Consider the following 25922-nt stretch of genomic DNA (forward strand, 5'->3'; position numbering starts at 1 on the left):
GGCGCCCACCGCGCGTCCGGCGGGTCGGGCACGGGCGCCGGGGAAGGCGTGGTTGGATCGGTCGCCGATCGGAAGGGGTGCCATGGAACGCAACGGGACGAAGCGGCCCGCGGGCCCGGGCCGCGGCAGCGCCCGCGTGCCGGCGCCCGCCGCCAGGCCCGTCGAGCCGGTGCGGGAGAACCCGGTGCGCCGCGCCGTGGGCCGCGCCCGCAAGGCCTGGGACCGGCCGCTGACCGCCTACTACCTGATCCTGGGCGGCAGTTCGCTGATCACCGTGCTCGGCCTGGTGATGGTCTACTCGGCCTCCCAGATCACCGCGCTGCGCTACTCGCTGCCCGGCGCCTACTTCTTCCGCAAGCAGCTGCTCGCCGCCGTCATCGGCGGCGTGCTCCTGCTCGCCGCCTCCCGGATGCCGGTGAAGCTGCACCGGGCGCTCGCCTACCCGATCCTCGCCTGCTCCGTCGCCCTGATGGTCCTGGTGCAGATCCCCGGGATAGGGGTGGCGGTCAACGGCAACCAGAACTGGATCCCGCTGGGCGGCAGCTTCCAGATCCAGCCCAGCGAGGTCGGCAAACTGGCCCTGGTCCTGTGGGGCGCCGACCTGCTGGCCCGCAAGCAGGACAAGCGGCTGCTGACCCAGTGGAAGCACCTGCTGGTCCCGCTGGTGCCGGTGGCCTTCCTGCTGCTCGCCCTGATCATGATCGGCGGGGACATGGGCACCGCCATCATCCTCACCGCGGTCCTCTTCGGCCTGCTGTGGCTGGCCGGGGCGCCCACCCGGCTGTTCGCCGGGGTGCTGTCCGTCGCGGGCGCCATCGGCGTCTACTTCATCACCAGCAGCGACAACCGGATGGCCCGCCTCGCCTGCCTCGGCGCCACCGATTCCGGCCCCGGCGACCGGTGCTGGCAGGCGCTGCACGGCCTCTACGCCCTCGCCAACGGCGGCCTGTTCGGCTCGGGCCTGGGCGCGAGTGTGGAAAAATGGGGACAACTGCCGGAAGCCCACACGGACTTCATCTTCGCCGTCACCGGCGAGGAACTGGGTCTGGCGGGGACGCTGTCGGTGCTCGCCCTCTTCGCCGCTCTAGGCTATGCGGGCATCCGCGTGGCCGGACGCACGGAGGACCCCTTCGTACGGTACGCCGCGGGAGGCGTGACCACCTGGATCACGGCCCAGGCCATGATCAACATCGGTGCGGTGCTCGGCCTGCTGCCGATCGCCGGCGTCCCCCTCCCGCTGTTCTCCTACGGCGGATCCGCCCTGCTGCCGACCATGTTCGCCGTCGGGCTGCTGATCGCGTTCGCGCGTGACGAGCCCGCCGCGCGGGCGGCGCTTGCGATGCGCCAACCCCGCTTTGGTAAAAAGCGTGCGGGGAAGAACCGGCCCGTCCGGGAACCCCGTAGATGGAACACGATGCGACGGCGCGCCACGGCGCGTTCGTCCGGAGAGCGGTGAATTTCGGTGCATGTCGTACTCGCCGGCGGAGGAACCGCGGGCCACATCGAGCCCGCGCTCGCCCTCGCGGACGCCCTGCGCAGGCAGGACCCGACCGTGGGCATCACGGCCCTGGGCACGGAACGCGGTCTGGAGACGCGCCTGGTGCCCGAACGCGGCTACGAGCTGGCGCTGATCCCGGCGGTCCCGCTGCCGCGCAAGCCCACCCCGGAGCTGATCACCGTCCCCGGCCGGCTGCGCGGCACCATCCGGGCCGCCGAGGAGGTCCTGGAGGGCACCAAGGCGGACGCCGTGGTCGGGTTCGGCGGTTACGTCGCGCTGCCCGGCTACCTGGCCGCCAAGCGCCTGGGCGTGCCGATCGTCATCCACGAGGCCAACGCCCGCCCGGGCCTGGCCAACAAGATCGGCTCCCGGTACGCCTCCCGCGTCGCCGTCGCCACCCCGGACAGCAAACTGCGCGGCGCCCGCTACATCGGCATCCCGCTGCGCCGCTCCATCGCCACCCTGGACCGCGCCGCCGTGCGCGCCGAGGCGCGCGCCGCGTTCGGGCTCGACCCCAACCTGCCCACCCTGCTGGTGACCGGCGGCTCCCAGGGCGCCCGCCGGCTCAACGAGGTGGTCCAGCGGATCGCCCCGCGCCTGCAGCAGTCCGGCGTCCAGATCCTGCACGCCGTCGGCCCGAAGAACGAACTCCCGCAGGTCCAGCAGATGCCGGGGATGCCGCCGTACGTCCCGGTGAGCTACCTGGACCGGATGGACCTCGCCTACGCGGCCGCGGACATGATGCTCTGCCGCGCCGGCGCGATGACCGTCGCCGAGCTCTCCGCCGTCGGGCTCCCGGCCGCCTACGTCCCGCTGCCCATCGGCAACGGCGAACAGCGGCTCAACGCCCAGCCGGTGGTCAAGGCGGGCGGCGGCCTGCTGGTCGACGACGCGGAGCTGACGGAGGACTGGGTCCTGCAGAACGTCATGCCCGTGCTGACCGACCCGCACCGGCTCTACCAGATGTCCCGCGCCGCCGCCGAGTTCGGCCGCCGGGACGCCGACGAACTCCTCGTCGGCATGGTGTACGAGGCCATCGCCGAGGCCCGCCGCGCCTGACCGCCCGCGGGCGGTGGGGCGGGCAGCGGACCGTACGCACGACGCAGCACGACGGAGGGCAGGGAGCGTGGCCGCACCGACGACCGAGGCCGAACGCGGTGAACGCCGCCCGGGCCGGGCCGGGGACGTCCCGCCGGGCGGGACGTCCTGGCGCGGCCGCCTCCCCGCCCCGCCGAGCCGGCGCACCCTGGTGGTCGCCGGCGCGGTGGCGGCGGTGCTGGCCGCCGGCATCGTCTGGCTGCTGTACGGCTCGTCGTGGCTGCGGGTCGGCGAGGTGGGCGTCGCCGGCACCCGCGTGCTCGGCGAGGACGAGGTGCGCCGCGCGGCCGCCGTCCCCGACGGGCTGCCCCTGGCCTCCGTGGACACCGAGGAGGTCGAGGCGCGGGTGCGCCGGGCGCTGCCCCGGGTGAAGTCGGTGGAGGCGGACCGGGACTGGCCGCACGGCGTCACCCTGCGGGTCACCGAGCGCACCGCCGTGCTGATCCTCGCCGAGCGCGGCGGCTTCACCGAGGTCGACGCCACCGGCGTCCGGTTCGCCACCCTGCCCGAGGCCCCCGGCTCCGTGCCGCGGCTCGAACTCGACCCGGCCTCCGCGCGGTCCGCCGCCGCCACGTTGCGCCGCTTCGGCCGGGACCGGCTGGTGCGCGAGGCGGTCCGGGTCGCGGGCGACCTGCCGGACCCGGTCGCCCGCTCCACCCGGACGGTCAAGGTCCGTACCTTCGACGCCTACTCGCTGGAACTGAAGGACGGGCGCACCGTCCGCTGGGGCAGTCCGGAGGGCGGCCCGGCGAAGGCCCGTACCCTGCTGGCCCTGATGAAGGCAACCCCGCAGGCCCGCCACTTCGACGTCAGCGTCCCCTCCGCGCCTGCGTCATCAGTGAGTTGACGCACATCAGCGCAGGCCAGCACCCGGACTGGGCAGTCGCGCGCTTGATCACATAGGGTGAAAAGAAAAGCGGGAGGTTCGGCGTGTTCGTTGAACGTGCGCCACTTGTCGACCTAGTGTCCTGTTCGGAATAGTCCAGGGAACAGACACACTGGTAACCCTAAACTTCACCGTTAGGGTTCGGGTCGGCGTTCGGACCGTCCCATTCGGCATCAGCCGGCGCTTCGCGGGGAACCTGCGAGGCGTCCGGCACGTAACTCGAGGCGAGAGGCCTTCGACGTGGCAGCACCGCAGAACTACCTCGCAGTCATCAAAGTCATCGGTGTCGGCGGCGGTGGTGTCAATGCCATCAACCGGATGATCGAGGTCGGTCTCAAGGGCGTCGAGTTCATCGCCATCAACACGGACGCTCAGGCGCTGTTGATGAGCGACGCCGACGTCAAGCTCGACGTCGGCCGCGAACTCACCCGCGGACTCGGCGCCGGCGCCAACCCGGCGGTCGGCCGCAAGGCCGCCGAGGACCACCGCGAGGAGATCGAGGAGGTCCTCAAGGGGGCCGACATGGTCTTCGTGACAGCCGGCGAGGGCGGCGGCACCGGCACCGGCGGCGCGCCCGTCGTGGCCAACATCGCGCGTTCGCTGGGTGCGCTGACCATCGGCGTGGTCACCCGCCCGTTCACCTTCGAGGGGCGCCGGCGCGCCAACCAGGCGGAGGACGGCATCGCCGAGCTCCGCAACGAGGTGGACACCCTCATCGTCATCCCCAACGACCGGCTGCTGTCCATCTCGGACCGCCAGGTCTCGGTCCTGGACGCCTTCAAGTCGGCCGACCAGGTCCTGCTCTCCGGTGTCCAGGGCATCACCGACCTGATCACCACCCCGGGTCTCATCAACCTCGACTTCGCCGACGTCAAGTCCGTGATGTCCGAGGCGGGCTCCGCCCTGATGGGCATCGGCTCCGCCCGCGGCGACGACCGCGCGGTGGCCGCCGCCGAGATGGCGATCTCCTCGCCGCTGCTCGAGGCGTCCATCGACGGCGCCCGCGGCGTCCTGCTCTCCATCTCCGGCGGTTCCGACCTCGGCCTGTTCGAGATCAACGAGGCGGCCCAGCTGGTCAGCGAGGCGGCCCACCCCGAGGCGAACATCATCTTCGGCGCGGTCATCGACGACGCGCTCGGCGACGAGGTCCGGGTCACCGTGATCGCGGCCGGGTTCGACGGCGGCCAGCCGCCCGCCAAGCGGGAGAACGTCCTCGGCTCGGCCTCCGCCAAGCGCGAGGAGCCGGCCGCCCCGTCGCGGCCCGCCGAGCCGGCGCGCCCCTCCTTCGGGTCGCTCGGCAGCGTGACCCCCAAGGAGGAGACCCCGGCCCCCGCCGCCCCGGCCCCCGCCCCCGAGCCGGTGGCCGAGCAGCGTCCGGCCCCCGCCCCGGTGACGCCGGTCGTCCCCCCGCTTCCGCAGTCCCGCACCTACCCGGACAGCATGGCCGAGGAGCTGGACGTCCCGGACTTCCTGAAGTGACACGCCAGAAGTGATAGATCAGCGCGAGAGCGTCAGCGGCGCGCACTTCGCCTTCACCGACAGGTGGGGCGGGGTGAGCGCCGCTCCGTATGAGGAGCTCAACCTCGGCGGCGCGGTCGGCGACGACCCGGCCGCCGTCCTTGCCAACCGCGGCCGGGCCGCGGACCGTCTCGGTCTCGACGCCGGCCGGGTGGTCTGGATGAACCAGGTCCACGGCGCCGACGTGGCCGAGGTCGGCGGACCCTGGGGCGAGGACACCGACATCCCGTCGGTCGACGCCCTGGTCACCGCCCGGGCCGGCCTGGCCCTGGCGGTCCTCACCGCCGACTGCGTCCCCGTGCTGCTCGCCGACCCGGTGGCCGGCGTCGCCGCCGCGGCGCACGCCGGACGGCCGGGCATGGTGGCGGGCGTCGTCCCGGCGGCGGTCGAGGCGATGACGAAGCTGGGCGCCGACCCGTCCCGGATCGTGGCCCGCACCGGGCCGTCGGTGTGCGGGCGGTGCTACGAGGTGCCGGAGCGGATGCGCGAGGAGGTCGCCGCCGTCGAGCCGGCCGCGTACGCCGAGACCTCCTGGGGCACGCCCGCGGTCGACGTGGCCGCCGGGGTGCACGCGCAACTGGCGCGACTGGGGGTGCGTGACGCCGGGCGTTCCCCGGTGTGCACCATGGAGTCGCGTGATCATTTCTCGTACCGCCGCGACCGGACCACCGGTCGGCTCGCGGGGTACGTCTGGCTGAGCGAAGAGGCATGACGGAACGCGGTATGAGCGAACGCGGCGAGGAACTCGCGGCGAACCTGGCCCGGGTGCGGGACCGGATCGCCGCCGCGTGCGACGCCGCGGGGCGGGCACGTGAAGAGGTGACCCTGATCGTGGTCACCAAGACCTATCCGGCGAGCGACGTGCGGATCCTGGCGGAGCTCGGGGTCCGGCAGGTGGCCGAGAACCGGGACCAGGACGCCGCCCCGAAGGCGGCGGCCTGCGCCGATCTGCCCCTTTCCTGGCACTTCGTCGGTCAGTTGCAGACCAACAAGGTCCGATCCGTGGCCGGTTATGCCGACATGGTGCAGTCCGTCGACCGCGCCCGGCTCGTCACCGCCCTCTCCAAGGAGGCGGTGCGCCGCGGCCGGGAGATCGGCTGCCTGATCCAGGTGGCGCTGGACGCGGAGGAGCGGGAGCGCGGGGAGCGCGGCGGCGTGGCGCCCGGCGGGATCGAGGAGTTGGCCGCGCTCATCGCCTCTTCCGAGGGTCTTCGCCTCGGCGGACTGATGACCGTCGCCCCGCTCACCGGACAATATGCGGGGCGTCAACGGGCCGCGTTCGACAGACTGATGGATTTGTCGACTGCGCTGCGCCGGGCCCATCCGACTGCAACCATGGTGTCGGCAGGGATGAGTGCGGACCTGGAGGAAGCCGTGGCCGCCGGAGCGACACACGTACGCGTCGGCAGCGCGGTGCTCGGAGTCCGTCCGAGGCTCGGGTAACGTCGCCAAGAGTCGGACCACAACAGAAAATATGGTCTTTACCGCCGAATGGCGGGCAGAACGACCTCGTGGATCGCGGGGACGTGGCAGTCGTCAGCCGATCCACCACAGAGCGGAGGACTCAGAGCATGGCCGGCGCGATGCGCAAGATGGCGGTCTACCTCGGCCTCGTGGAGGACGATGGGTACGACGGCCGGGGTTTCGACCCCGACGACGACTTCGAACCGGAGCTCGATCCCGAGCCGGAGCGTGACCGTCACCGACACGAATCAGTACACACGTCGCACAGTTCACACTCGTCCCATGGTTCGCACCAGCCCCAAAGGGAAGAATCGGTGCGAGTGGTGCAGCCCCCGGCACCGCGTGAACCGGCTCCGGTGACCGTCGCCCCCGCGGCGGAAACCAGCCGACCGGCGCGGATCGCCCCCGTGGCGTCCATCACACAGGAACGTCAGAGTCTGGAGAAGAGCGCGCCGGTGGTCATGCCCAAGGTCGTGTCGGAGCGGGAGCCCTACCGGATCACCACTCTTCACCCGCGGACCTACAACGAAGCCCGTACCATCGGGGAACACTTCCGTGAGGGCACGCCGGTGATCATGAATCTGACTGAGATGGATGACACAGACGCGAAGCGACTTGTCGACTTTGCGGCCGGTTTGGTGTTTGGTCTTCACGGCAGCATCGAGCGGGTGACGCAGAAGGTGTTCCTCCTGTCTCCTGCTAACGTCGATGTCACGGCGGAGGACAAGGCCCGCATCGCAGAGGGCGGGTTCTTCAACCAGAGCTGAGACATATCGGGTGACGCAGGACACAGGGGAGAGGGAAGCAGCAAATCATGAGCGTGTTCTGGGACGTGGTCTACATCGCGCTGATGTGCTTCCTCCTTGTGCTGATCTTCCGGCTGGTCATGGACTACGTGTTCCAGTTCGCCCGCTCGTGGCAGCCCGGAAGGGCGATGGTGGTCGTTCTGGAGGCCACCTACACTGTCACCGATCCACCGCTCAAGCTTCTGCGGCGGTTCATCCCGCCGTTGCGTCTCGGGGGCGTGGCGCTCGATCTGTCCTTCTTCGTACTGATGATCATCGTCTACATCCTGATCTCCGTCGTGAGCCGGCTGTGAGCGCGATGTGAATGACGTTCCTGCCGAAAGCCGACGACTACGTTGAGGTGAAGAGATGCCGTTGAGCCCCGAGGACGTGCGGAACAAGCAGTTCACGACCGTCCGCCTCAGGGAAGGCTACGACGAAGACGAGGTCGATGCCTTCCTCGATGAGGTCGAAGCCGAACTGACCCGACTGCTCCGGGAGAACGAGGACCTGCGCGCCAAGCTGGCCGCGGCGACCCGTGCCGCCGCGCAGAACCAGCAGGGCATGCGCAAGGGTCCCGACGGACCCGGCGGCCCGCAGGGCCCCGGCGGCCCCCAGGACCAGGGTCAGGGCATGCGCGGTCCGGGTGGGCCTGTTCCCGCCGGGATATCAGGACCCCCGCAGCAGCACGGCGGCCCCATGGGTGGCCCGCCGCAGCTGCCGAGCGGTGCCCCGCAGCTTCCCGCCGGCCCGGGCGGCGGCCCTCAGGGCCACGGCGGTCCCCAGGGCCACGGCGGCCACGGTCCGCAGGGTCCCGGCCCGATGGGCCAGGGCGGCCCGGGGCCGATGGGCCAGGGTGGTCCCGGCCCCATGGGTCAGCCGATGCACGGCCCCGGTCCGATGGGCGGCCCCATGGGCGGTCCCGGCGGCCCGATGGGCGGCCCCGGCCAGGGTCCCGGTGGCGACAGTGCCGCGCGCGTCCTGTCGCTGGCCCAGCAGACCGCCGACCAGGCGATCGCCGAGGCCCGCTCCGAGGCCAACAAGATCGTCGGCGAGGCCCGCAGCCGCGCCGAGGGTCTGGAGCGTGACGCCCGTGCCAAGGCCGACGCGCTGGAGCGGGACGCGCAGGAGAAGCACCGCGTCGCGATGGGCTCCCTGGAGTCCGCCCGCGCCACGCTGGAGCGCAAGGTCGAGGACCTGCGCGGCTTCGAGCGCGAGTACCGCACGCGGCTGAAGTCCTACCTGGAGTCGCAGCTGCGTCAGCTGGAGTCCCAGGCGGACGACACGCTGGCTCCGCCGCGGACGCCGGCTCCGACGGGCGCCCCGTCGCTGCCGCCTCCGCCGCCGGCCCCGTCCATGGCTCCGGCCGGTGCCGGGTCCGCGTTCGGCGGCGGTCCGGGGATGAACGGCGGTCCGGGTCCGTCCTCCGCCTTCGGCGGTGGTCCGGGCAACGGGCAGCCGCAGATGTCCCCGGCGATGACGCAGCCGATGGCGCCGGTGCGGCCGCAGGGTCCCGGCCCGATGGGCCAGGCTCCCTCGCCGATGCGCGGGTTCCTGATCGACGAGGACGACAACTGACGGCCCGCGGTTAGCGGTACGGCACGCCTGTCGTCGGCGTAAAAAGGGCGGTGCCCCGAACCCTGGTGGTTCGGGGCACCGCCCTTTCGCCGTGCGGGTGGAACACCCTGCGGGCCATCGTGCCGCTGGGGCGGCACGGGTGGGCGCAGGCCCTCGCGTTCACGCGTGACGGTGCGCTCAGTGGGCCCGGAGTGCGGCGAGGCCCGGCCCCCCGGGCGGGGAAACCGGGCCTCGGTGCAGCGGGAGGGTTACGCCTTGCGGAGGCGGAAGGTGAGGGAGAGGCCCTCGTCGGTGAAGTCCGCGCCGAAGGTGTCGTCGGCCTCACCCCGGGCGAAGTCCGTGGCCAGCACCTCGTCGGAGACCAGCCCCGCGTGGGCGGTGAGCGCCTCGACGACCGCGGCGTCCGCGGAGGTCCACCGCAGCGCGATGCGGTCCGCGACGTCCAGGCCGCTGTTCTTGCGGGCCTCCTGGATCAGCCGGATCGCGTCACGGGCCAGGCCCGCACGCCGCAGCTCCTCGGTGATCTCCAGGTCCAGGGCGACCGTCGCGCCGGAGTCGGACGCCACCGACCAGCCTTCACGCGGGGTCTCGGTGACGATGACCTCCTCGGGGGAGAGGGACACCGTCTCGCCCTCGACGTCCACCGAGGCGGTGCCCGTCTCCCGCAGCGAGGCGGACAGCGCCGCCGCGTCCGCCGCGGCGATCGCCTTGGCGACCTCCTGCACCCGCTTGCCGAACCGCTTGCCCAGCGCGCGGAAGTTGGCCTTCACCGTGGTGTCGACCAGCGAGCCGCCCACCTCGGACAGCGAGGCCAGCGCGGCCACGTTGAGCTCCTCGGTGATCTGCGCCCGCATCTCCTCGCCGAGCCGCTCGAAGCCGGAGACCGCGACCAGCGCCCGCGAGAGCGGCTGGCGGGTCTTGACGCCCGACTCGGCGCGCGTGGCGCGGCCCAGCTCCACCAGGCGGCGCACCAGCGTCATCTGCTGGGAGAGCTCGGCGTCCACCGCGTCCAGGTCGGCCTCGGGCCAGGCGGACAGGTGGACCGACTCGGGGGCGTCCGGGACCACCGGGACGACCAGGTCCTGCCAGACCCGCTCGGTGATGAACGGGGTGAGCGGCGCCATCAGCTGGGTGACCGTCACCACCACGTCGTGCAGGGTCCGCAGGGCGGCCTTGTCGCCCTGCCAGAACCGGCGGCGGGAGCGCCGGACGTACCAGTTGGACAGGTCGTCCACGAAGGCCGACAGCAGCTTGCCGGCCCGCTGGGTGTCGTAGGCCTCCAGCGCCTTCGTCACGCCGTCGGTGAGCGCGTGCAGCTCGGACAGCAGCCAGCGGTCCAGGATCGGCCGCTCGGCCGGCGCCGGGTCCGCCTCGCTCGGCGCCCAGCCGGCGGTGCGGGCGTACAGGGCCTGGAAGGCGACGGTGTTCCAGTAGGTGAGGAGCGTCTTGCGGACGACCTCCTGGATGGTGCCGTGGCCGACCCGGCGGGCCGCCCAGGGGGAGCCGCCGGCCGCCATGAACCAGCGCACCGCGTCGGCGCCGTGCTGGTCCATCAGCGGGATCGGCTGGAGGATGTTGCCCAGGTGCTTGGACATCTTGCGGCCGTCCTCGGCGAGGATGTGGCCCAGGCAGACCACGTTCTCGTACGAGGACTTGTCGAAGACGAGCGTGCCGACCGCCATCAGCGTGTAGAACCAGCCGCGGGTCTGGTCGATCGCCTCGGAGATGAACTGCGCCGGGTAGCGGCTCTCGAACAGCTCCTTGTTCCTGTACGGGTAGCCGTACTGCGCGAACGGCATGGAACCCGAGTCGTACCAGGCGTCGATGACCTCGGGGACGCGGACCGCGGTGTGCCCGCAGCCTTCCTCGGGGCAGCCGAAGGTCACGTCGTCGATGTACGGGCGGTGCGGGTCCAGCCCGGACTGGTCGGCGCCGGTGAGCTCGGACAGTTCGGCGCGGGAGCCGACGCAGGTCAGGTGGCCCTCCTCGCAGCGCCAGATCGGCAGCGGGGTGCCCCAGTAGCGGGAGCGGGAGAGCGCCCAGTCGATGTTGTTGTTCAGCCAGTCGCCGAAGCGGCCGTGCTTGACGTTCTCGGGGAACCAGTTGGTCTTCTCGTTCTCCTCGATCAGCCGGTCCTTGACCGCGGTGGTGCGGATGTACCAGGACGGCTGCGCGTAGTAGAGGAGCGCGGTGTGGCAGCGCCAGCAGTGCGGGTAGCTGTGCTCGTACGGCAGGTGCAGGAAGAGCAGGCCGCGCTCCTGCAGGTCCGCGGTGAGCGCCTCGTCGGCCTTCTTGAAGAACACGCCGCCGACCAGCGGCAGGTCCTCCTCGAAGGTGCCGTCGGGGCGGACCGGGTTGACCACCGGCATGCCGTAGCCGCGGCAGACCTTGAGGTCGTCCTCACCGAAGGCGGGGGACTGGTGGACCAGACCCGTGCCGTCCTCGGTGGTGACGTACTCGGCGTTGACGACGTAGTGGGCCTCGGACCCGGCCGGGAACTCCACCAGGTCGAAGGGCCGCCGGTAGGTCCAGCGCTCCATCTCGGCGCCGGTGAAGCGCTCGCCGGTGGTCTCCCAGCCCTCGCCGAGCGCCTTGGCGACCAGCGGCTCGGCGACGACCAGCTTCTCCTCACCGTTCGTGGCGACCACGTAGGGCACCTCGGGGTGGGCGGCGACCGCGGTGTTGGAGACCAGCGTCCAGGGGGTGGTCGTCCACACCAGGAGCGAGGCCTGGCCGGCCAGCGGGCCGGAGGTCAGCGGGAAGCGGACGTAGACGGAGGGGTCGACGACCGTCTCGTAGCCCTGGGCCAGCTCGTGGTCGGACAGGCCGGTGCCGCAGCGGGGGCACCAGGGGGCGACGCGGTGGTCCTGGACCAGGTGGCCCTTCTTGAAGATCTCCTTCAGCGACCACCAGACGGAGTCGACGTACTCCGGGTCCATGGTGCGGTACGCGTCGTCGAGGTCGACCCAGTAGCCCATGCGGGTCGTCAGCTCGGTGAAGGCGTCGGTGTGGCGGGTGACGGACTCGCGGCACCGGGCGTTGAACGCGGCGATGCCGTAGTTCTCGATGTCCTTCTTGCCGGTGAAGCCGAGTTCCTTCTCCACCGCGAGCTCCACGGGCAGGCCGTGGCAGTCCCAGCCCGCCTTGCGGGCCACGTGGTAGCCGCGCATGGTGCGGAAGCGGGGGAAGACGTCCTTGAAGACGCGGGCCTCGATGTGGTGGGCGCCGGGCATGCCGTTCGCGGTGGGCGGGCCCTCGTAGAACACCCACTCCGGGCGGCCCTCGGACTGCTCCAGCGACTTGGCGAAGATCTTCTGGTCCTGCCAGAAGTCGAGCACGGCGTGCTCGAGCGCGGGCAGGTCGACCTGTGCGGGAACCTGGCGGTACGTCGGCGCTGTCATCAGCGGCTTCCTCCAACGGACATTGCTGCCTTCCGTCGGAGGGACGAGAGCCGTGCGCCGTCGGCGCGGTCCCGCGGTACCACCCTCCTTGGCCGCCGGTGCCCGCTCACGCGCGCCCGGTGACCCCCTCATTCGGGTCACGACTGCCGGGTCTACCGGCCCGGGCCCCTTCGCACTGTCCGCGGGGTTCCGGGCGTTCTTCCGGCGGCTCCGGGGTGATCTTCACGTCGTGCTCGCCCCCGGGCTCCCACCGTCCCCGGGTCGCTCTGGGCTGCGGGCGACGCTACTCGTCCCATCCACGCCTTGTCGCTGGGGCCAGTGTAAGGGGCCACGGCGGGTGACGGTGACGGCTTTTCCGCGGGCCCCGGGGGCGCCCGCCGGCCGGGGCACCCGTTCGGCCCCCGTGCCGCGCATACCGGGGCCGCAGATGGGCACAACGCATGCAGCGGCGAGCCCCGTTGCCGCCGGTGCCGGGCCGATCTATGGTCCCAGCACGATGCGCGAGCAGGATCACAGCACGTGAGGGGGCCGCGGACGACTGAACCGCGGCAGGGCGGGAAGAAGGGCGCCGCCGCGTGAGCGGCGGCCGGCGAAGCGGGTCGGCAGCGTGGTGCGGCGTCCGCCGCGCCCGGGACGAGAGGCAGGCGCGTGACCAACGGGAAGAGTGCGGCCACGGCGGCGACGGTGGCGAAGGCGCCGGTGGAACCGGGAGACCTGGCGGTCCGCCCCGGCGAGGACCCGTGGACCCGGGAAGAGGTCGAGGAGGCCCGCTCGGAACTGGAGGGCGAGGCCGCGAGACTGCGCGAGGAGATCGCCTCGGCGGAACGCGCCCTGGCCCGGCTGATGCGCGACTCCGGCGACGGGGCCGGCGACGACCAGGCCGACACCGGGGCGAAGAACATCACCCGCGAACACGAACTGGCGCTGGCGTCGGCGGCCAACGAGACGCTGACCCAGACCGAGCACGCCCTGGAGCGGCTGGACGCCGGCGCCTACGGCCTGTGCGAGAGCTGCGGGAACGCCATCGGCAAGGCCCGCATGCAGGCCTTCCCGCGCGCCACCCTGTGCGTCGAGTGCAAGCAGAAGCAGGAGAGGAGGCACTGACCACAGCGGTCGCCGCGGCCGTGCCGTACGCTCTCCTTCCAGTCAGGTAACCAGGCCGAAGGACTCACGTGGCAGAGGCGGAGCGCATCATCGGTACGCCGGAGACTCCGGACGAGGCGGCAGCCCCACAGGAGAGCGAGGAGCAGCAGCCCCCGCGGGGCAAGCGGCGCATCACCGTGCTCGTCCTCGTGGCCGTGCTGGCGTACGTCCTCGACCTGGTCAGCAAGCTGATCGTGGTGGCCGAGCTGGAGCCGGGCAACCGGTCCGTCGAACTGCTCGGCGAGTGGCTGCGCCTGGACGTGATCCGCAACCCGGGCGCCGCCTTCGGCTTCGGCGAGGCGTTCACCATCATCTTCACGGTGATCGCGGCCGCCGTGATCGTGGTGATCTTCCGGCTCGCCCGCAAGCTCTACAGCGCGCCGTGGGCGGTGGCCCTCGGCCTGCTGCTGGGCGGCGCGCTGGGCAACCTCACCGACCGCATCTTCCGCTCGCCGGGCGTCTTCGAGGGCGCGGTGGTCGACTTCGTCGCCCCCAAGCACTTCGCGGTGTTCAACCTGGCGGACTCGGCGATCGTCTGCGGCGGCATCCTGATCGTGCTGCTCTCCTTCAAGGGCCTGGACCCGGACGGCACCGTCCACAAGGACTGAGGCGCGAGGCGGCGGCCGCCCTCCCGCGGGGAGCGGCCGCACAAGGCCGCGCGCCGTTCGCCGTCACCCGTCCGGCATACTCGACGGGTGAGCACGATTCCCGAGATCCGAAACCTGCCCGTGCCGGACGGCCTGGAGGGCGAGCGCGTCGACGCCGCCATCTCCCGGATGTTCGGCTTCTCCCGCACCAAGGCGGCCGAGCTGGCCGCGGCGGGCAAGGTGCAGGTCGACGGGGTGGTCGTCGGCAAGTCCGAGCGGGTCTCCGGCGGCGCCTGGCTCGAGGTGGAGATGCCCCAGGCCCCGGCGCCCGTGCAGGTGGTCGCCGAGCCCGTCGAGGGCATGGAGATCGTGCACGACGACGACGACATCGTCGTGATCGTCAAGCCGGTCGGCGTGGCCGCGCACCCCTCGCCCGGCTGGAACGGCCCCACCGTGATCGGCGGGCTGGCCGCGGCCGGCTACCGGATCTCGACCTCCGGCGCCGCCGAGCGCCAGGGCATCGTGCACCGCCTGGACGTCGGCACCTCCGGCCTGATGGTCGTCGCCAAGTCCGAGCACGCGTACACCTCGCTCAAGCGCCAGTTCAAGGAGCGCACGGTCGACAAGCGCTACCACACCCTGGTGCAGGGCCACCCGGACCCGACCAGCGGCACCATCGACGCCCCCATCGGCCGTCACCCCAGCAGCGACTGGAAGTGGGCGGTCACCGCCGAGGGCAAGCCGTCGGTCACCCACTACGACCTCATCGAGGCCTTCCGCGCGGCGTCCCTGCTGGACGTCAAGCTGGAGACCGGGCGCACCCACCAGATCCGCGTGCACATGTCGGCCCACCGGCACCCCTGCGTCGGCGACCTCACCTACGGGGCGGACCCGACGCTGGCCAGGCGGCTCGGCCTGACCCGTCAGTGGCTGCACGCCGTGCGGCTCGGCCTGGAGCACCCCGGCACCGGCGACTGGGTCGAGTTCGCCAGCGAGTACCCGGAGGACCTGCGCAAGGCCCTCGACAAGGTGAGTGAGGAGACCTACGCGTGAGCGCCCCCGCCGCAGGGTCCGTCGTGGTCCGGGTCGCCGAGGACCCGGGCGGGCGTGAGGCCTGTTTCCGGGTCCGCAACCAGGTCTTCGTCGTCGAGCAGGGCGTCCCCGAGGACATCGAGTACGACGCGCTGGACGCCCACGCCGTGCACGTGCTGGCCGTCCGCGAGGAGGACGGTCTTCCGCTGGGCACCGGCCGACTGCTGTACGGCGAGGTGGCCGCGAAGAAGACCGGCGGGGACCCGTCGGTCGGCTCGCTGGGCCGGCTCGCGGTACTGCCCGAGGCACGCGGTCTCGGCGTCGGCGTGGCGCTGGTGCGGGCCATCGAGGACGCGGCGCGGGAGCGGGGGCTGGGCGTGGTCGACCTCGGCGCGCAGGTGCACGCCCTGGGCTTCTACGAGCGGCTCGGCTACCAGGCCTACGGGCCGGTCTTCGAGGACGCCGGCATCCCGCACCGGTCGATGCGGCGCACGCTGTAGCCCGACGGGGCCGCCCCGGGGCGGCCCTCCCGGCCCCGGCTCACTTCTCGAGCCGGGGCCTCGGCACGCCGTCGCGCGCGGCGGGGGCCGGCTGCCCGGCCCGCTCGGCGGTGGGCAGGGGCAGGCTGATCGGCGTCTCCGGCGTGGCCGTGACGATGCGCGGCAGCGCGTAGGGGTGCTCGGCCGCCAGCCAGCGCAGCATCTCCTCGCGGACGGTGACCCGGACCGTCCAGATGTCGTCCGCGTCCTTGGCGGTGACCAGCGCCCGGACCTCCATGGTGGTCGGCGTGGTGTCGGTGACCTGCACGCCGTGGGCCCGGCCGTCCCAGGCGGGGCAGTGCCGCAGGATGTCGCGGAGCTTGTCGCGCATCGCCTCCACCGGGGCCCGGTGGTCCAGGTGCCAGTAGACGACGCCGGTCATCCGGCTGCCGCCGCGGGACCAGTTCTCGAACGGCTTGGACGTGAAGTACGACACCGGCATCGTGAAGCTGCGCTCGTCCCAGGTGCGCACGGTCAGGAAGGTCAGGGTGATCTCCTCGACGGTGCCCCACTCGCCCTCGACGACCACGGTGTCGCCGATGCGGACCATGTCGCCGAAGGCGATCTGCAGACCGGCGAAGACGTTGCTCAGGGTGGACTGGGCGGCGACGCCGGCGACGATGCCGAGGACTCCGGCGGAGGCCAGCAGCGAGGTGCCCGCCGCGCGCATCGCCGGGAAGGTCAGCAGCATCGCCGAGACGGCGACCACGCCGACGATCGCGGTGACCACCCGCATGATCAGCTCGACCTGGGTCCGCACCCGGCGGACCCGTGCCGCGTCGTGGTGGACCCTGGCGTACCGGTCGTAGGTGGCCTCCACGATCGCGGCCGCGATCCGGATCAGCAGCCAGGCGGTGGCCCCGATGAGGACCAGGGTGATGCCGCGGCCGATCAGCACCCGGTACGGGCCGCCGATCTGCGCCTCGTCGTAGGTGGCGCGCAGCAGGGCGACGCACAGGGCGATCTGGTAGGGGATACGGGCACGCCTCAGCAGACCCCAGGCCGGGGTCTCCGGGTGGCGTTCGTCGGCCTTGCGGAGCAGCAGGTCCGTGGCCCACCCGATGACGAGGGTGAGGAGGACCGAGCCGCCGAGGACGATGAGCGGGCGCATGACGTTCTCCATTCGGCGCGCTTATCCCGGACCGGGAGGAGCCGAACGCGAAGGTCGTGTGAGCATTGACTCATGAACGTGATGCTCTTCCACTCGACCTACGGCCTGCGCCCCGCCGTCCACGAGGCGGCCGACCGGCTGCGCGCGGCGGGCCACCAGGTGTGGACCCCGGACCTCTTCGGGGGCAGGGTCTTCGACACGGTGGAGGAGGGCATGGACCACCATGCCGCGATCGGCGCGGACGAACTGCTGAAGCGGGCGGTGCTGGCGGCGGCGCCCTACTCGGAGCGCGGGCTGGTGTACGCCGGCTTCTCGCTGGGAGCGGCCACCGCGCAGACCCTGGCGCTGGGCGACGACAAGGCGCGCGGTCTGCTGCTCCTGCACGGAACCTCCGACCTCGCGGCGAACACCGCGGTGGACGAACTGCCGGTGCAGCTCCACGTGGCGGAGCCCGATCCGTTCGAGACGGACGACTGGCTGAGCTCCTGGTACCTGCAGATGCGCCGGGCCGGCGCGGACGTCGAGATCTACCGGTATCCCGGGGCCGGTCATCTCTACACCGACCCCGGTCTTCCGGACCACGACGCCGAGGCGGCCGAGGCCACCTGGAGGGTGGCGCTCGGCTTCCTCGACGCGCTCTAGTCCGCGCCCGGGCGCTGGGTCAGCCCGCGCGGTAGGCGGTCCACGCCTGCTGCATGCGGGTCACCTGGCCGGCGGTGAACTGGTACATGCAGGAGTCGTAGGTGTAGTCCATGAAGTTGTGGATCGGGTCCGCGCCCGCGGACTTGGTGCAGGTGTCGCGGCCGGTCGGGCACTCGTAGGCCGGGCTGGCCTCGGGGGCGGTGTCGGAGACGTAGTCGCCGTTGCCGTTGCAGCCGCCCTGGAAGGTGTGGTAGAGGCCCAGCCAGTGGCCGACCTCGTGGGTGGCGGTGTCGCCCTGGTTGTAGTTGGCCGCGGAGCCGCCCGGCAGCGACTCGTCCAGGAGGACGACGCCGTCCTGCGAGCCGATGTTGGAGGTCGGGAAGGTCGCCCAGCCGAGCAGGCCGCCGCCGAGGTTGGCGGAGTAGATGTTGAGGGCGTTCTTGCCGCCCTTGCGCAGGGCCGTCTTCATGGCCTTCTCCGCGGCGGAGCCGGAGCTCACGTTGTACCAGGTCGCGTTGTTCGTGTAGTCGACGCCGGCCAGCGAGAAGGAGAAGCCGGTGGCGACGTTGCCCGTGCCCTGCCCGGCGTAGGCGTTGTTCAGCACGCTGATCTGGTTGTTGATCTCGGTCGACGTCAGGTTGCCCTTGGTGCCGTCGGTGATCACGTGGAAGTACACCGGGATGGTGGCGGAGACCGCGGCGGCCGACGGGGCGGTGCGCTTGTCGGCGAGCGCCTTCTCCAGGTCGGCCTGCATGGCCTTGGCCTTGGCGGCGGTGACCTGGTTCGGGTCGGCGGCGCCGTGCTCGTGGCCCTTCGCCTGACGGGCCGCGGAGGCCGTGGTGTCCTCGCAGTGGTCGGCGGTGGCGACCTTGGCGGCGGGGGCCGCGGCCAGCGTCGTGGGGGCGGAGACCGGGGCGAGGACGAGAGATCCGGCCACGGCGGCGGCACCGAGGAGACGGCGGCGCGTCTGGGGGGATATCCGGGCGAACGCACGCATGGTGAGCTCCTTGCTCGTGCGGAGGGACGGGGCGCGCGCAGGGGTCTACCTGGCCGCTGCCCGGACATTACGTGGACATGGCGAGACGACGAGAGTGCGGATCCGGCCTGATGAGGCGGGGTGCAGACCGGGGCAATCGGGCACGCCGGACGCCGCCGCCCCCCGTGGAGGGAGGCGGCGGCGTGACGTGGAGCGCACGCGGGCGGTCCAAGTGTCCGGATTGGTTCGGTGACGACGGAAAGCTGGTCCGGACCTGCTGTGCGCCCGCGCCGGACGAAGCGTCCTCGGTCTCAGTGGCTGAAAATCGCTCCTGGCGTGTTACGCGCGTCGACTACACCGGGTCATAGGTCCGCTCCGCCTTCTGCGTGCCGCTGAGCGTGCGGTACGAGCGCACCCAGTGGGAGGTGGCGGCCGGATCCGTGCGGTCGGAGACCCGGTAGTAGTCCATCTGCGCCCGCTCGGGCGTCACCGAGAACACGCCGTAGCCGTGCTGGTCGGTGTCGACGAACTTCACGTGCCGGTTCAGGGTGCGGATGGCCGGGGCGGCGACCGACGTGATCGCCCCCTCCGCCACCCCCACGTAGTCGTTCAGGTTGTCCGAGGTCACCGAGGTGACCACGAACTCGGTGGCCGCGGAGGCGGTCAGCGGGTAGGTGGTGGCGTTGACCGGCACGTCGTTGGCGAAGGCCATGTGGACGTCGCCGGTCAGGAAGACCGTGTTGCGGATGGAGCCGGCGCGCAGGTGGGAGATGAGCTCCTTGCGGTCGGCGGTGTAGCCGTCCCACTGGTCCACGCTGATGGCGAGGTCCGGCAGGCCCAGCAGCTCACCGAGCGGCTCGCGCACGAACTCCGGCAGCTGCGCCACCGAGAACGGCGCGATCATCACGGAGTTGCCCACCAGCCGCCAGGTGGTGTCCGAGGCGGAGAGGCCGGATTTCAGCCAGTCCATCTGGGCGCGGCCGGTGAGGGTGCGGTCCGGGTCGTCCACCGCGCCGCCGGTTGAGGACACCTGCTGGGAGCGGAAGCTGCGCAGGTCCAGCAGCGAGAGGTCGGCGAGCTTGCCGAAGCGCAGCCGGCGGTAGGTGGTCCCGGCGATCGCGGGCCGGACCGGCATCCACTCGAAGTAGGCCTGTTTGGCGGCGGCCCGGCGGGCCTCCCAGGTCCCCTCGGCGCCCTCGGTGTGGTTCTCGGCGCCGCCGGACCAGGTGTCGTTGGCGATCTCGTGGTCGTCCCAGATGGCGACGCAGGGTGCGGCCGCGTGCAGCGCCTGGAGGTCCGGGTCCGTCTTGTACCGGGCGTGGCGCATCCGGTAGTCGGCGAGGGAGAGGATCTCGTGCTCGGGCCGGTGCGGGCGGACCACCCCGCCGAAGGCGTAGTCGCCGCTGGCGTACTCGTAGATGTAGTCGCCCAGGTGCAGCCAGGCGTCCAGGTCACCGCGGCCGGCCAGGTGCCGGTACGGCGAGAAGTAACCGGACTCGTAGTTCGCGCACGAGACCACGCCGAAGCGCAGGCCGGTCACCGCGGCGTCGGCGGCGGGCGCGGTGCGGGTGCGGGCGACGGGGGAGTGGACGCCACCGGCGGTGAAGCGGAAGAAGTAGTCGGTGGCCGGGCGCAGCCCGCGTACGTCGGCCTTCACGGTGTGGTCGGAGGCGGCCGTGGCGGTGACCGTGCCGCGGGCCACCACCCCCGACAGCGCCCGGTCGGTGGCGATCACCCATTCCACCGGGGTGTCCGCCCCCGCCCCGGACCCGGGCGTCGCGTCGGGCGAGGGGGTGACCCGGGTCCACAGCAGGACGCCGTCGGGCAGCGGGTCGCCCGAGGCCAGGCCGTGCAGGAAGGCGGGGGCGGCGGTGGCGGCCCGGGCCGGCACGGCGGCGGCCAGGGGCGCGGCCAGCACGGCGCCCGCCGCGGCCGCCTTGACCACCGTGCGGCGGCTGGGCGAGAGGGCGGCGGAGGAGTGCGGGAGGACGGCGGAGGGGGAGGCGTCGGAGGTCGGTCTCTGTCGGCTCATGGGCCGGAGGCTACTGACGCGTACATGCAAGAGCGAGCGAACTCACAAGAGTTCGCCCGATCTTCCACAGCTATTCGGCCACCGGCCGCGGCCGGCCCGGAATCAGCCCTTCAGGACCTCGTCTCAGCCCTTCAGGGCCTTGTCGATGGCAGTGGTGAAGTCCTCGGCCGTCATCGGCGCGTTCTGGCCGTTGGCGTCGGTGACGATCTTGCCGTCCATGACGAGGGACGGGGTGCCCTTGAAGCCGTACTTCTCGCCGTCGGAGTTGAACTTCTTGCTCATCTCCAGCGCCCAGCGGTCGAAGGTGCCGTCCGTGACGTCCTTCTCGAAGTCCTTGTTGCCCTTGAGGGCGTCCACCGAGTTGGCGATCTTGACCAGGTAGTCGTCGTCGGCGAACTTGTCGGTGGACTCCTCCGGGTGGAACTTGGCGGAGTACAGGGCGGCCTTGTAGTCGAGGAACGCCTCCGGGCTGACGTCCAGCGCGGCGCCCAGGGCGCTCAGGGCGTTCTTGGAGCCCTCGCCCGTGAGGTTGCCGTCGAGGAAGGTGGCGCCGACGAACTGCACCTTGTACTTGCCGTCCTCCATGCCCTTGCGGAGCGTCTCGCCGACGCTCTGCTCGAAGGCGGCGCACACCGGGCAGCGCGGGTCCTCGTAGACGGCCAGGGTCTTCTTCGCCCCGGCCTCGCCGATGACGACGTTCAGGCCGTTCTTGCCCTCGGTGTTGGCGGGCGCGACCAGCTTCGCGGTCTCGGCCGCCTCCCAGGCGGAGGGCTTGTTGGCCTGGGCGATGCCGTAGGCGACGCCGCCGGCTATCGCGAGGCCGGCCACGACGGACACGGCCACGACGACCTGGCGCTTGGTCTTCGCGCGCTTGGCCTCGCGCTCGCGCTCCTGACGCAGGCGCTCGCGGGCGGCGGTCTTGGCGGCCTGGGAGTTGCGCTGGCTCATGGGGTTCTCCTGGTAAGTGGGAAAGAAGACGCTGAGAAAACTGGAAAAGGCTGAAAGCGGGACAAGCCGAAGACCCGCGGAAGCGGAGGAGGCCGACGGGGCACGCGGGCGCGCGGGCACGTCACGGGGCGCTCGCGGGCGGCAGGCGGCACGGGGCCCGAACTCCGGCGGCGGGGCCGGGCCGGGGAACCGCGAGAGGCCCGCGGGCGCCGCGGGTCAGGCGGCGGCGACGGCGGCGTGCGGGGCGGGAGGCCCGCGCAGCCCCAGGGAGCGCACCAGGTACCGGATCCGCGGCGCGGCGGCCGCGGTGGCGCGGACGGCGGGCCGCGGCACGCGGACGGCGGGCGCGGCGACGGTGGCGAAGGCCACCAGCAGCGGGCGGAAGGTGGTCGCGGCGACGGCGCGCAGCACCTGGGCCAGCGCGCGCTCGCCGCGGCTCAGCCAGGCGGCGGCCAGCAGCCCCACCCCGACGTGGCAGGCGAGCAGCGCCCAGGCCGCGCCGGGCCCGCTCTCGGCCAGCACCGCGGCGGCGCCCTCCGGGGAGGCGGCGGGCGTCAGGGACGTGCCCACCGGGGTGCCGGCGCAGAGCAGGTCGAGGCCGACGGAGTGCAGCGGACCGGTCACCGGGCCGCCGGCCGCGCCGTAGCAGGCGTGCTGGCCGGAGGTGAAGACCGTGTCGACGGCCAGTTCGAGGGGGACGAGCAGGGCCGCGATCGACCCGAAGCGGCGCTCCCGGCCGGCCAGCGCCCAGGCCGCCACGAAGACGGCCGCGCAGACCGCGGCCACCGTGGACAGCGGGAGCGGCGCGCCCGAGAGCAGCACGTGGGACGCGCTGCCGACCGTCACGGCCAGTGCCGTGAACAGCACCGCGCGCGCGGCTCTCAGGGGGGCCCGGGACATGTCCATCTCGCGGAAAGTCTGGCACGCCGCAGGTTAAAGGACTGGTAAAAGGTGACGGCGGCCACCGGCCCGGGCCGGGAAGGTTCCCGATGCCCCGGCTTGTCGGCGGCGGGGCATAGACTTCGAGACCGACAAGCGGACCACGCGCACCCCCCGACCCGTGCTCCTCAGGAGGCCCCACCCGTGTCGAAGCCGCCCTTCACGCACCTGCACGTCCACACCCAGTACTCCCTGCTGGACGGTGCCGCGCGGCTCAAGGACATGTTCCAGGCCTGCCAGGACATGGGGATGACGCACATCGCGATGTCCGACCACGGCAACCTGCACGGCGCCTACGACTTCTTCCACACCGCGAAGAAGTCCGGGATCACGCCGATCATCGGCATCGAGGCGTACGTCGCCCCCGAGTCGCGGCGCAACAAGCGCAAGATCCAGTGGGGTCAGCCGCACCAGAAGCGCGACGACGTCTCCGGTTCCGGCGGTTACACCCACAAGACCATCTGGGCGGCGAACGCCACCGGTCTGCACAACCTCTTCCGGCTCTCCTCGGACGCCTACAAGGAGGGCTGGCTGCAGAAGTGGCCCCGGATGGACAAGGAGACCATCTCCCAGTGGTCCGAGGGCCTGATCGCCTCCACCGGCTGCCCCTCCGGCGAGGTCCAGACCCGGCTGCGGCTCGGCCAGTTCGACGAGGCCGTCAAGGCGGCCGCCGACTACCAGGACATCTTCGGCAAGGACCGGTACTTCCTGGAGCTGATGGACCACGGCATCGACATCGAGCACCGGGTCCGCGAAGGCCTCCTGGAGATCGGCAAGAAGCTCGGCATCCCGCCGCTGGTCACCAACGACTCGCACTACACCTACGCGCACGAGGCCACAGCCCACGACGCGCTGCTGTGCATCCAGACCGGCAAGAACCTCTCCGACCCCGACCGCTTCAAGTTCGACGGGACCGGCTACTACCTGAAGTCGACGGACGAGATGTACGCCATCGACTCCTCCGACGCCTGGCAGGAGGGCTGCCGCAACACCCTCCTGGTCGCCGAACAGATCGACACCACCGGCATGTTCGAGAAGCGCGACCTGATGCCGAAGTTCGACATCCCGGAGGGCTACACCGAGGTCACCTGGTTCCAGGAGGAGGTCCGCCGCGGCATGGAGCGCCGCTACCCGGGCGGCATCCCCGAGGACCGGCAGCGGCAGGCCGACTACGAGATGGACGTCATCATCCAGATGGGGTTCCCCGGCTACTTCCTGGTGGTCGCCGACTTCATCAACTGGGCCAAGGACAACGGCATCGCCGTGGGCCCCGGCCGAGGCTCCGCGGCCGGTTCGATCGTCGCCTACGCGATGGGCATCACCGACCTCGACCCCATCCCGCACGGCCTGATCTTCGAGCGCTTCCTCAACCCCGAGCGCGTCTCCATGCCCGACGTCGACATCGACTTCGACGAGCGCAGGCGCGTCGAGGTGATCCGGTACGTCACCGAGAAGTACGGCGCCGACAAGGTCGCCATGATCGGCACCTACGGCACCATCAAGGCCAAGAACGCCATCAAGGACTCCGCCCGCGTCCTGGGCTACCCGTACGCGATGGGCGACCGCATCACCAAGGCGATGCCCGCCGACGTCCTCGGCAAGGGCATCCCGCTCTCCGGCATCACCGACCCCAAGCACCCCCGTTACTCGGAGGCCGGCGAGGTCCGGTCGATGTACGAGAACGAGCCCGACGTCAAGAAGGTCATCGACACCGCCAAGGGCGTCGAGGGCCTGGTGCGGCAGATGGGCGTGCACGCCGCCGGCGTCATCATGTCCAGCGAGACCATCACCGACCACGTCCCGGTCTGGGTCCGGCACACCGACGGCGTCACCATCACGCAGTGGGACTACCCGAGCTGTGAGTCGCTCGGCCTGCTGAAGATGGACTTCCTCGGCCTGCGCAACCTGACGATCATGGACGACGCCGTCAAGATGGTGAAGGCCAACAAGGGGATCGACATCGATCTCCTGAGCCTCCCGCTCGACGACCCGAAGACCTTCGAACTGCTCCAGCGGGGCGACACCCTCGGCGTCTTCCAGTTCGACGGCGGCCCCATGCGCTCCCTGCTGCGCATGATGAAGCCCGACAACTTCGAGGACATCTCCGCCGTCTCGGCCCTGTACCGGCCGGGCCCGATGGGCATGAACTCGCACATCAACTACGCGCTGCGCAAGAACAAGCAGCAGGAGATCACGCCGATCCACAAGGAGCTGGAGGAGCCCCTCGAGGAGGTCCTCGCGGTCACCTACGGCCTGATCGTGTACCAGGAGCAGGTGCAGAAGGCCGCGCAGATCGTCGCCGGCTACTCGCTCGGCGAGGCCGACATCCTGCGCCGCGTGATGGGCAAGAAGAAGCCCGACGAACTGGCCAAGAACTTCACCATCTTCCAGGCCGGCGCCCGCAAGAACGGCTACAGCGACGAGGCGATCCAGGCGCTGTGGGACGTGCTGGTGCCCTTCGCCGGCTACGCGTTCAACAAGGCCCACTCCGCCGCCTACGGCCTGGTGTCCTACTGGACGGCCTACCTCAAGGCCAACCACCCGGCCGAGTACATGGCCGGTCTGCTCACCTCGGTGAAGGACGACAAGGACAAGTCCGCGGTCTACCTCAACGAGTGCCGCCGCATGGGCATCAAGGTGCTCCCGCCGAACGTCAACGAGTCCGAGCCCAACTTCGCGGCCCAGGGCGACGACGTGATCCTCTTCGGCCTCTCCGCGGTCCGCAACGTCGGCTCCAACGTCGTCGACTCGGTGATCAGGACCCGCAAGGCCAAGGGGAAGTTCTCCTCCTTCCCCGACTACCTCGACAAGGTCGAGGCCGTGGTCTGCAACAAGCGCACCACCGAATCGCTCATCAAGGCCGGCGCCTTCGACTCCCTCGGGCACACCCGCAAGGGCCTGATCGCCCAGTACGAGCCGATGATCGACAACGTGGTCCAGGTCAAGCGCAAGGAGGCCGAGGGCCAGTTCGACCTCTTCGGCGGCATGGGCGACGAGGGCGCCGACGAACCCGGCTTCGGACTGGACGTCGAGTTCACCACCGACGAGTGGGAGAAGACCTACCTCCTCGCCCAGGAGCGGGAGATGCTCGGCCTGTACGTCTCCGACCATCCGCTCTTCGGTCTGGAGAACGTCCTGTCCGACAAGGCGGACGCCGGCATCGCCCAGCTCACCGGCGGCGACTACGGGGACGGCGCCGTGGTCACCATCGGCGGCATCATCTCCGGCATCCAGCGCAAGATGACCAAGCAGGGCAACGCCTGGGCCATCGCCACCGTCGAGGACCTCGCCGGCTCCATCGACTGCATGTTCTTCCCCGCCACCTACCAGCTGGTCTCCACCCAGCTCGTCGAGGACGCCGTCGTCTTCGTCAAGGGCCGCCTCGACAAGCGCGAGGACGTGCCGCGGCTGGTCGCCATGGAGCTGATGGTCCCCGACCTGTCCAACGCCGGGACCAACGCGCCGGTGGTGCTGACCATCCCGGCGGTGAAGGTCACCCCGCCGATGGTGACCCGGCTCGGGGAGATCCTCTCCAGCCACAAGGGCGACAGCGAGGTGCGGATCAAGCTGCAGGGCCCGCGGAAGACGACCGTCCTGCGCCTGGACCGGCACCGGGTGAAGCCCGACCCCGCCCTCTACGGCGACCTCAAGGTGCTGCTCGGCCCGTCCTGCCTGGCGGGCTGACCCCCGGCGGAACGCTTCAGGGGCCCGCCTCGGCTCGCGGTGCGAGCCCGGGCAGGCCCCT

21 protein-coding genes are annotated in these 25922 nt (G+C 71.5%); 15 read left to right on the top strand and 6 right to left on the bottom strand.

All coding sequences use genetic code 11. The features are described 5' to 3' along the window. Positions 1-82 precede the first annotated feature (82 nt). The 9 genes from ftsW to Sfr03f_RS12200 all read left to right on the top strand — a co-directional run bounded on the left by ftsW (position 83) and on the right by Sfr03f_RS12200 (position 8827). Positions 83-1456: a putative lipid II flippase FtsW gene (ftsW, locus tag Sfr03f_RS12160; RefSeq protein WP_108953855.1), complete on the top strand. Its 1374-nt coding sequence runs from the start codon at positions 83-85 to the stop codon at positions 1454-1456. 6 nt (positions 1457-1462) lie between these two features. Beyond that, positions 1463-2557, top strand: coding sequence for an undecaprenyldiphospho-muramoylpentapeptide beta-N-acetylglucosaminyltransferase (murG, locus tag Sfr03f_RS12165; RefSeq protein WP_108953856.1), 1095 nt, complete (start codon positions 1463-1465; stop codon positions 2555-2557). Between the two features lie 67 nt (positions 2558-2624). Further along, the gene (locus Sfr03f_RS12170; RefSeq protein ID WP_108953857.1) at positions 2625-3443 is read left to right on the top strand and encodes a cell division protein FtsQ/DivIB; all 819 of its coding nucleotides are present in this window, start codon (positions 2625-2627) and stop codon (positions 3441-3443) included. Between the two features lie 279 nt (positions 3444-3722). After that, entirely contained in the window at positions 3723-4961 is a 1239-nt protein-coding gene (ftsZ, locus tag Sfr03f_RS12175) for a cell division protein FtsZ (protein ID WP_108953858.1), read from the top strand. Between the two features lie 10 nt (positions 4962-4971). Then, positions 4972-5712 (top strand): peptidoglycan editing factor PgeF, encoded by a 741-nt coding sequence (gene pgeF / locus Sfr03f_RS12180; RefSeq protein ID WP_108953859.1) that lies wholly within the window; start codon positions 4972-4974, stop codon positions 5710-5712. A gap of 11 nt (positions 5713-5723) precedes the next feature. Further along, positions 5724-6443, top strand: coding sequence for a YggS family pyridoxal phosphate-dependent enzyme (locus tag Sfr03f_RS12185; protein WP_108953860.1), 720 nt, complete (start codon positions 5724-5726; stop codon positions 6441-6443). A gap of 128 nt (positions 6444-6571) precedes the next feature. Beyond that, positions 6572-7231 carry a cell division protein SepF gene (locus Sfr03f_RS12190; RefSeq protein WP_108953861.1) on the top strand — a complete coding sequence of 220 codons (660 nt, stop codon included), beginning with the start codon at positions 6572-6574 and terminating at the stop codon, positions 7229-7231. A gap of 47 nt (positions 7232-7278) precedes the next feature. After that, entirely contained in the window at positions 7279-7563 is a 285-nt protein-coding gene (locus Sfr03f_RS12195; protein ID WP_108953862.1) for a YggT family protein, read from the top strand. Between the two features lie 55 nt (positions 7564-7618). After that, the gene (locus Sfr03f_RS12200) at positions 7619-8827 is read left to right on the top strand and encodes a DivIVA domain-containing protein (RefSeq protein ID WP_108953863.1); all 1209 of its coding nucleotides are present in this window, start codon (positions 7619-7621) and stop codon (positions 8825-8827) included. Positions 8828-9075: 248 nt separating this feature from the next. Here the strand turns inward: Sfr03f_RS12200 and ileS are convergent, their stop codons facing one another. Next, entirely contained in the window at positions 9076-12228 is a 3153-nt protein-coding gene (gene ileS / locus Sfr03f_RS12205; RefSeq protein WP_108953864.1) for an isoleucine--tRNA ligase, read from the bottom strand. 648 nt (positions 12229-12876) lie between these two features. Here ileS and Sfr03f_RS12210 point away from each other — a divergent pair. The 4 genes from Sfr03f_RS12210 to Sfr03f_RS12225 all read left to right on the top strand — a co-directional run bounded on the left by Sfr03f_RS12210 (position 12877) and on the right by Sfr03f_RS12225 (position 15490). Continuing rightward, complete coding sequence (locus tag Sfr03f_RS12210; RefSeq protein ID WP_108953865.1) at positions 12877-13332, top strand: TraR/DksA family transcriptional regulator; 456 nt, start codon at positions 12877-12879, stop codon at positions 13330-13332. 68 nt (positions 13333-13400) lie between these two features. Next, on the top strand, positions 13401-13979 hold the full coding sequence (gene lspA, locus Sfr03f_RS12215) for a signal peptidase II (protein ID WP_108953866.1): 579 nt from the start codon (positions 13401-13403) through the stop codon (positions 13977-13979). Between the two features lie 87 nt (positions 13980-14066). Further along, entirely contained in the window at positions 14067-15011 is a 945-nt protein-coding gene (locus Sfr03f_RS12220; protein ID WP_108953867.1) for an RluA family pseudouridine synthase, read from the top strand. Beyond that, positions 15008-15490: a GNAT family N-acetyltransferase gene (locus Sfr03f_RS12225; RefSeq protein WP_245967531.1), complete on the top strand. Its 483-nt coding sequence runs from the start codon at positions 15008-15010 to the stop codon at positions 15488-15490. Before Sfr03f_RS12220 ends, Sfr03f_RS12225 begins: the two co-directional genes overlap by 4 nt. 40 nt (positions 15491-15530) lie before the next feature. On the opposite strand, the gene Sfr03f_RS12230 is transcribed toward Sfr03f_RS12225, so the two are convergent. Further along, entirely contained in the window at positions 15531-16652 is a 1122-nt protein-coding gene (locus Sfr03f_RS12230) for a mechanosensitive ion channel family protein (RefSeq protein WP_108953868.1), read from the bottom strand. Positions 16653-16712: 60 nt separating this feature from the next. Here Sfr03f_RS12230 and Sfr03f_RS12235 point away from each other — a divergent pair, with 60 nt between their 5' ends. Next, on the top strand, positions 16713-17282 hold the full coding sequence (locus Sfr03f_RS12235) for a dienelactone hydrolase family protein (RefSeq protein ID WP_108953869.1): 570 nt from the start codon (positions 16713-16715) through the stop codon (positions 17280-17282). A 19-nt stretch (positions 17283-17301) separates the two neighbouring features. Here Sfr03f_RS12235 and Sfr03f_RS12240 read toward each other — a convergent pair whose 3' ends face one another. From Sfr03f_RS12240 to Sfr03f_RS12255, 4 genes are all read right to left on the bottom strand, one after another. Next, entirely contained in the window at positions 17302-18279 is a 978-nt protein-coding gene (locus tag Sfr03f_RS12240) for a zinc metalloprotease (RefSeq protein ID WP_108953870.1), read from the bottom strand. Positions 18280-18610: 331 nt separating this feature from the next. Beyond that, the gene (locus Sfr03f_RS12245; protein ID WP_108953871.1) at positions 18611-20290 is read right to left on the bottom strand and encodes an alkaline phosphatase D family protein; all 1680 of its coding nucleotides are present in this window, start codon (positions 20288-20290) and stop codon (positions 18611-18613) included. 123 nt (positions 20291-20413) lie between these two features. Beyond that, on the bottom strand, positions 20414-21238 hold the full coding sequence (locus Sfr03f_RS12250; protein WP_108953872.1) for a thioredoxin domain-containing protein: 825 nt from the start codon (positions 21236-21238) through the stop codon (positions 20414-20416). Between the two features lie 216 nt (positions 21239-21454). Then, entirely contained in the window at positions 21455-22144 is a 690-nt protein-coding gene (locus Sfr03f_RS12255) for a hypothetical protein (protein WP_108953873.1), read from the bottom strand. Between the two features lie 177 nt (positions 22145-22321). Between Sfr03f_RS12255 and dnaE the strand changes: the two genes are divergently transcribed. Further along, a complete protein-coding gene (gene dnaE, locus Sfr03f_RS12260) occupies positions 22322-25861 on the top strand; it encodes a DNA polymerase III subunit alpha (RefSeq protein WP_108953874.1) in 3540 nt (1179 codons plus the stop codon). Positions 25862-25922 lie beyond the last annotated feature (61 nt).

Origin of the sequence: Streptomyces fragilis (genome assembly GCF_003112515.1) — a bacterium.
Classification (GTDB): Bacteria; Actinomycetota; Actinomycetes; order Streptomycetales; family Streptomycetaceae; genus Streptomyces; species Streptomyces fragilis.

Coding starts and splice junctions, on each gene's coding strand:
- ftsW (WP_108953855.1), top strand. CDS start 83: ATGGAACGCAACGGGACGAAGCGGCCCGCGGGCCCGGGCCGCGGCAGC.
- Sfr03f_RS12185 (WP_108953860.1), top strand. CDS start 5,724: ATGAGCGAACGCGGCGAGGAACTCGCGGCGAACCTGGCCCGGGTGCGG.
- Sfr03f_RS12190 (WP_108953861.1), top strand. CDS start 6,572: ATGGCCGGCGCGATGCGCAAGATGGCGGTCTACCTCGGCCTCGTGGAG.
- Sfr03f_RS12195 (WP_108953862.1), top strand. CDS start 7,279: ATGAGCGTGTTCTGGGACGTGGTCTACATCGCGCTGATGTGCTTCCTC.
- Sfr03f_RS12200 (WP_108953863.1), top strand. CDS start 7,619: ATGCCGTTGAGCCCCGAGGACGTGCGGAACAAGCAGTTCACGACCGTC.
- ileS (WP_108953864.1), bottom strand. CDS start 12,228: ATGACAGCGCCGACGTACCGCCAGGTTCCCGCACAGGTCGACCTGCCC.
- Sfr03f_RS12230 (WP_108953868.1), bottom strand. CDS start 16,652: ATGGAGAACGTCATGCGCCCGCTCATCGTCCTCGGCGGCTCGGTCCTC.
- Sfr03f_RS12235 (WP_108953869.1), top strand. CDS start 16,713: ATGAACGTGATGCTCTTCCACTCGACCTACGGCCTGCGCCCCGCCGTC.
- Sfr03f_RS12240 (WP_108953870.1), bottom strand. CDS start 18,279: ATGCGTGCGTTCGCCCGGATATCCCCCCAGACGCGCCGCCGTCTCCTC.
- Sfr03f_RS12245 (WP_108953871.1), bottom strand. CDS start 20,290: ATGAGCCGACAGAGACCGACCTCCGACGCCTCCCCCTCCGCCGTCCTC.
- Sfr03f_RS12250 (WP_108953872.1), bottom strand. CDS start 21,238: ATGAGCCAGCGCAACTCCCAGGCCGCCAAGACCGCCGCCCGCGAGCGC.
- Sfr03f_RS12255 (WP_108953873.1), bottom strand. CDS start 22,144: ATGGACATGTCCCGGGCCCCCCTGAGAGCCGCGCGCGCGGTGCTGTTC.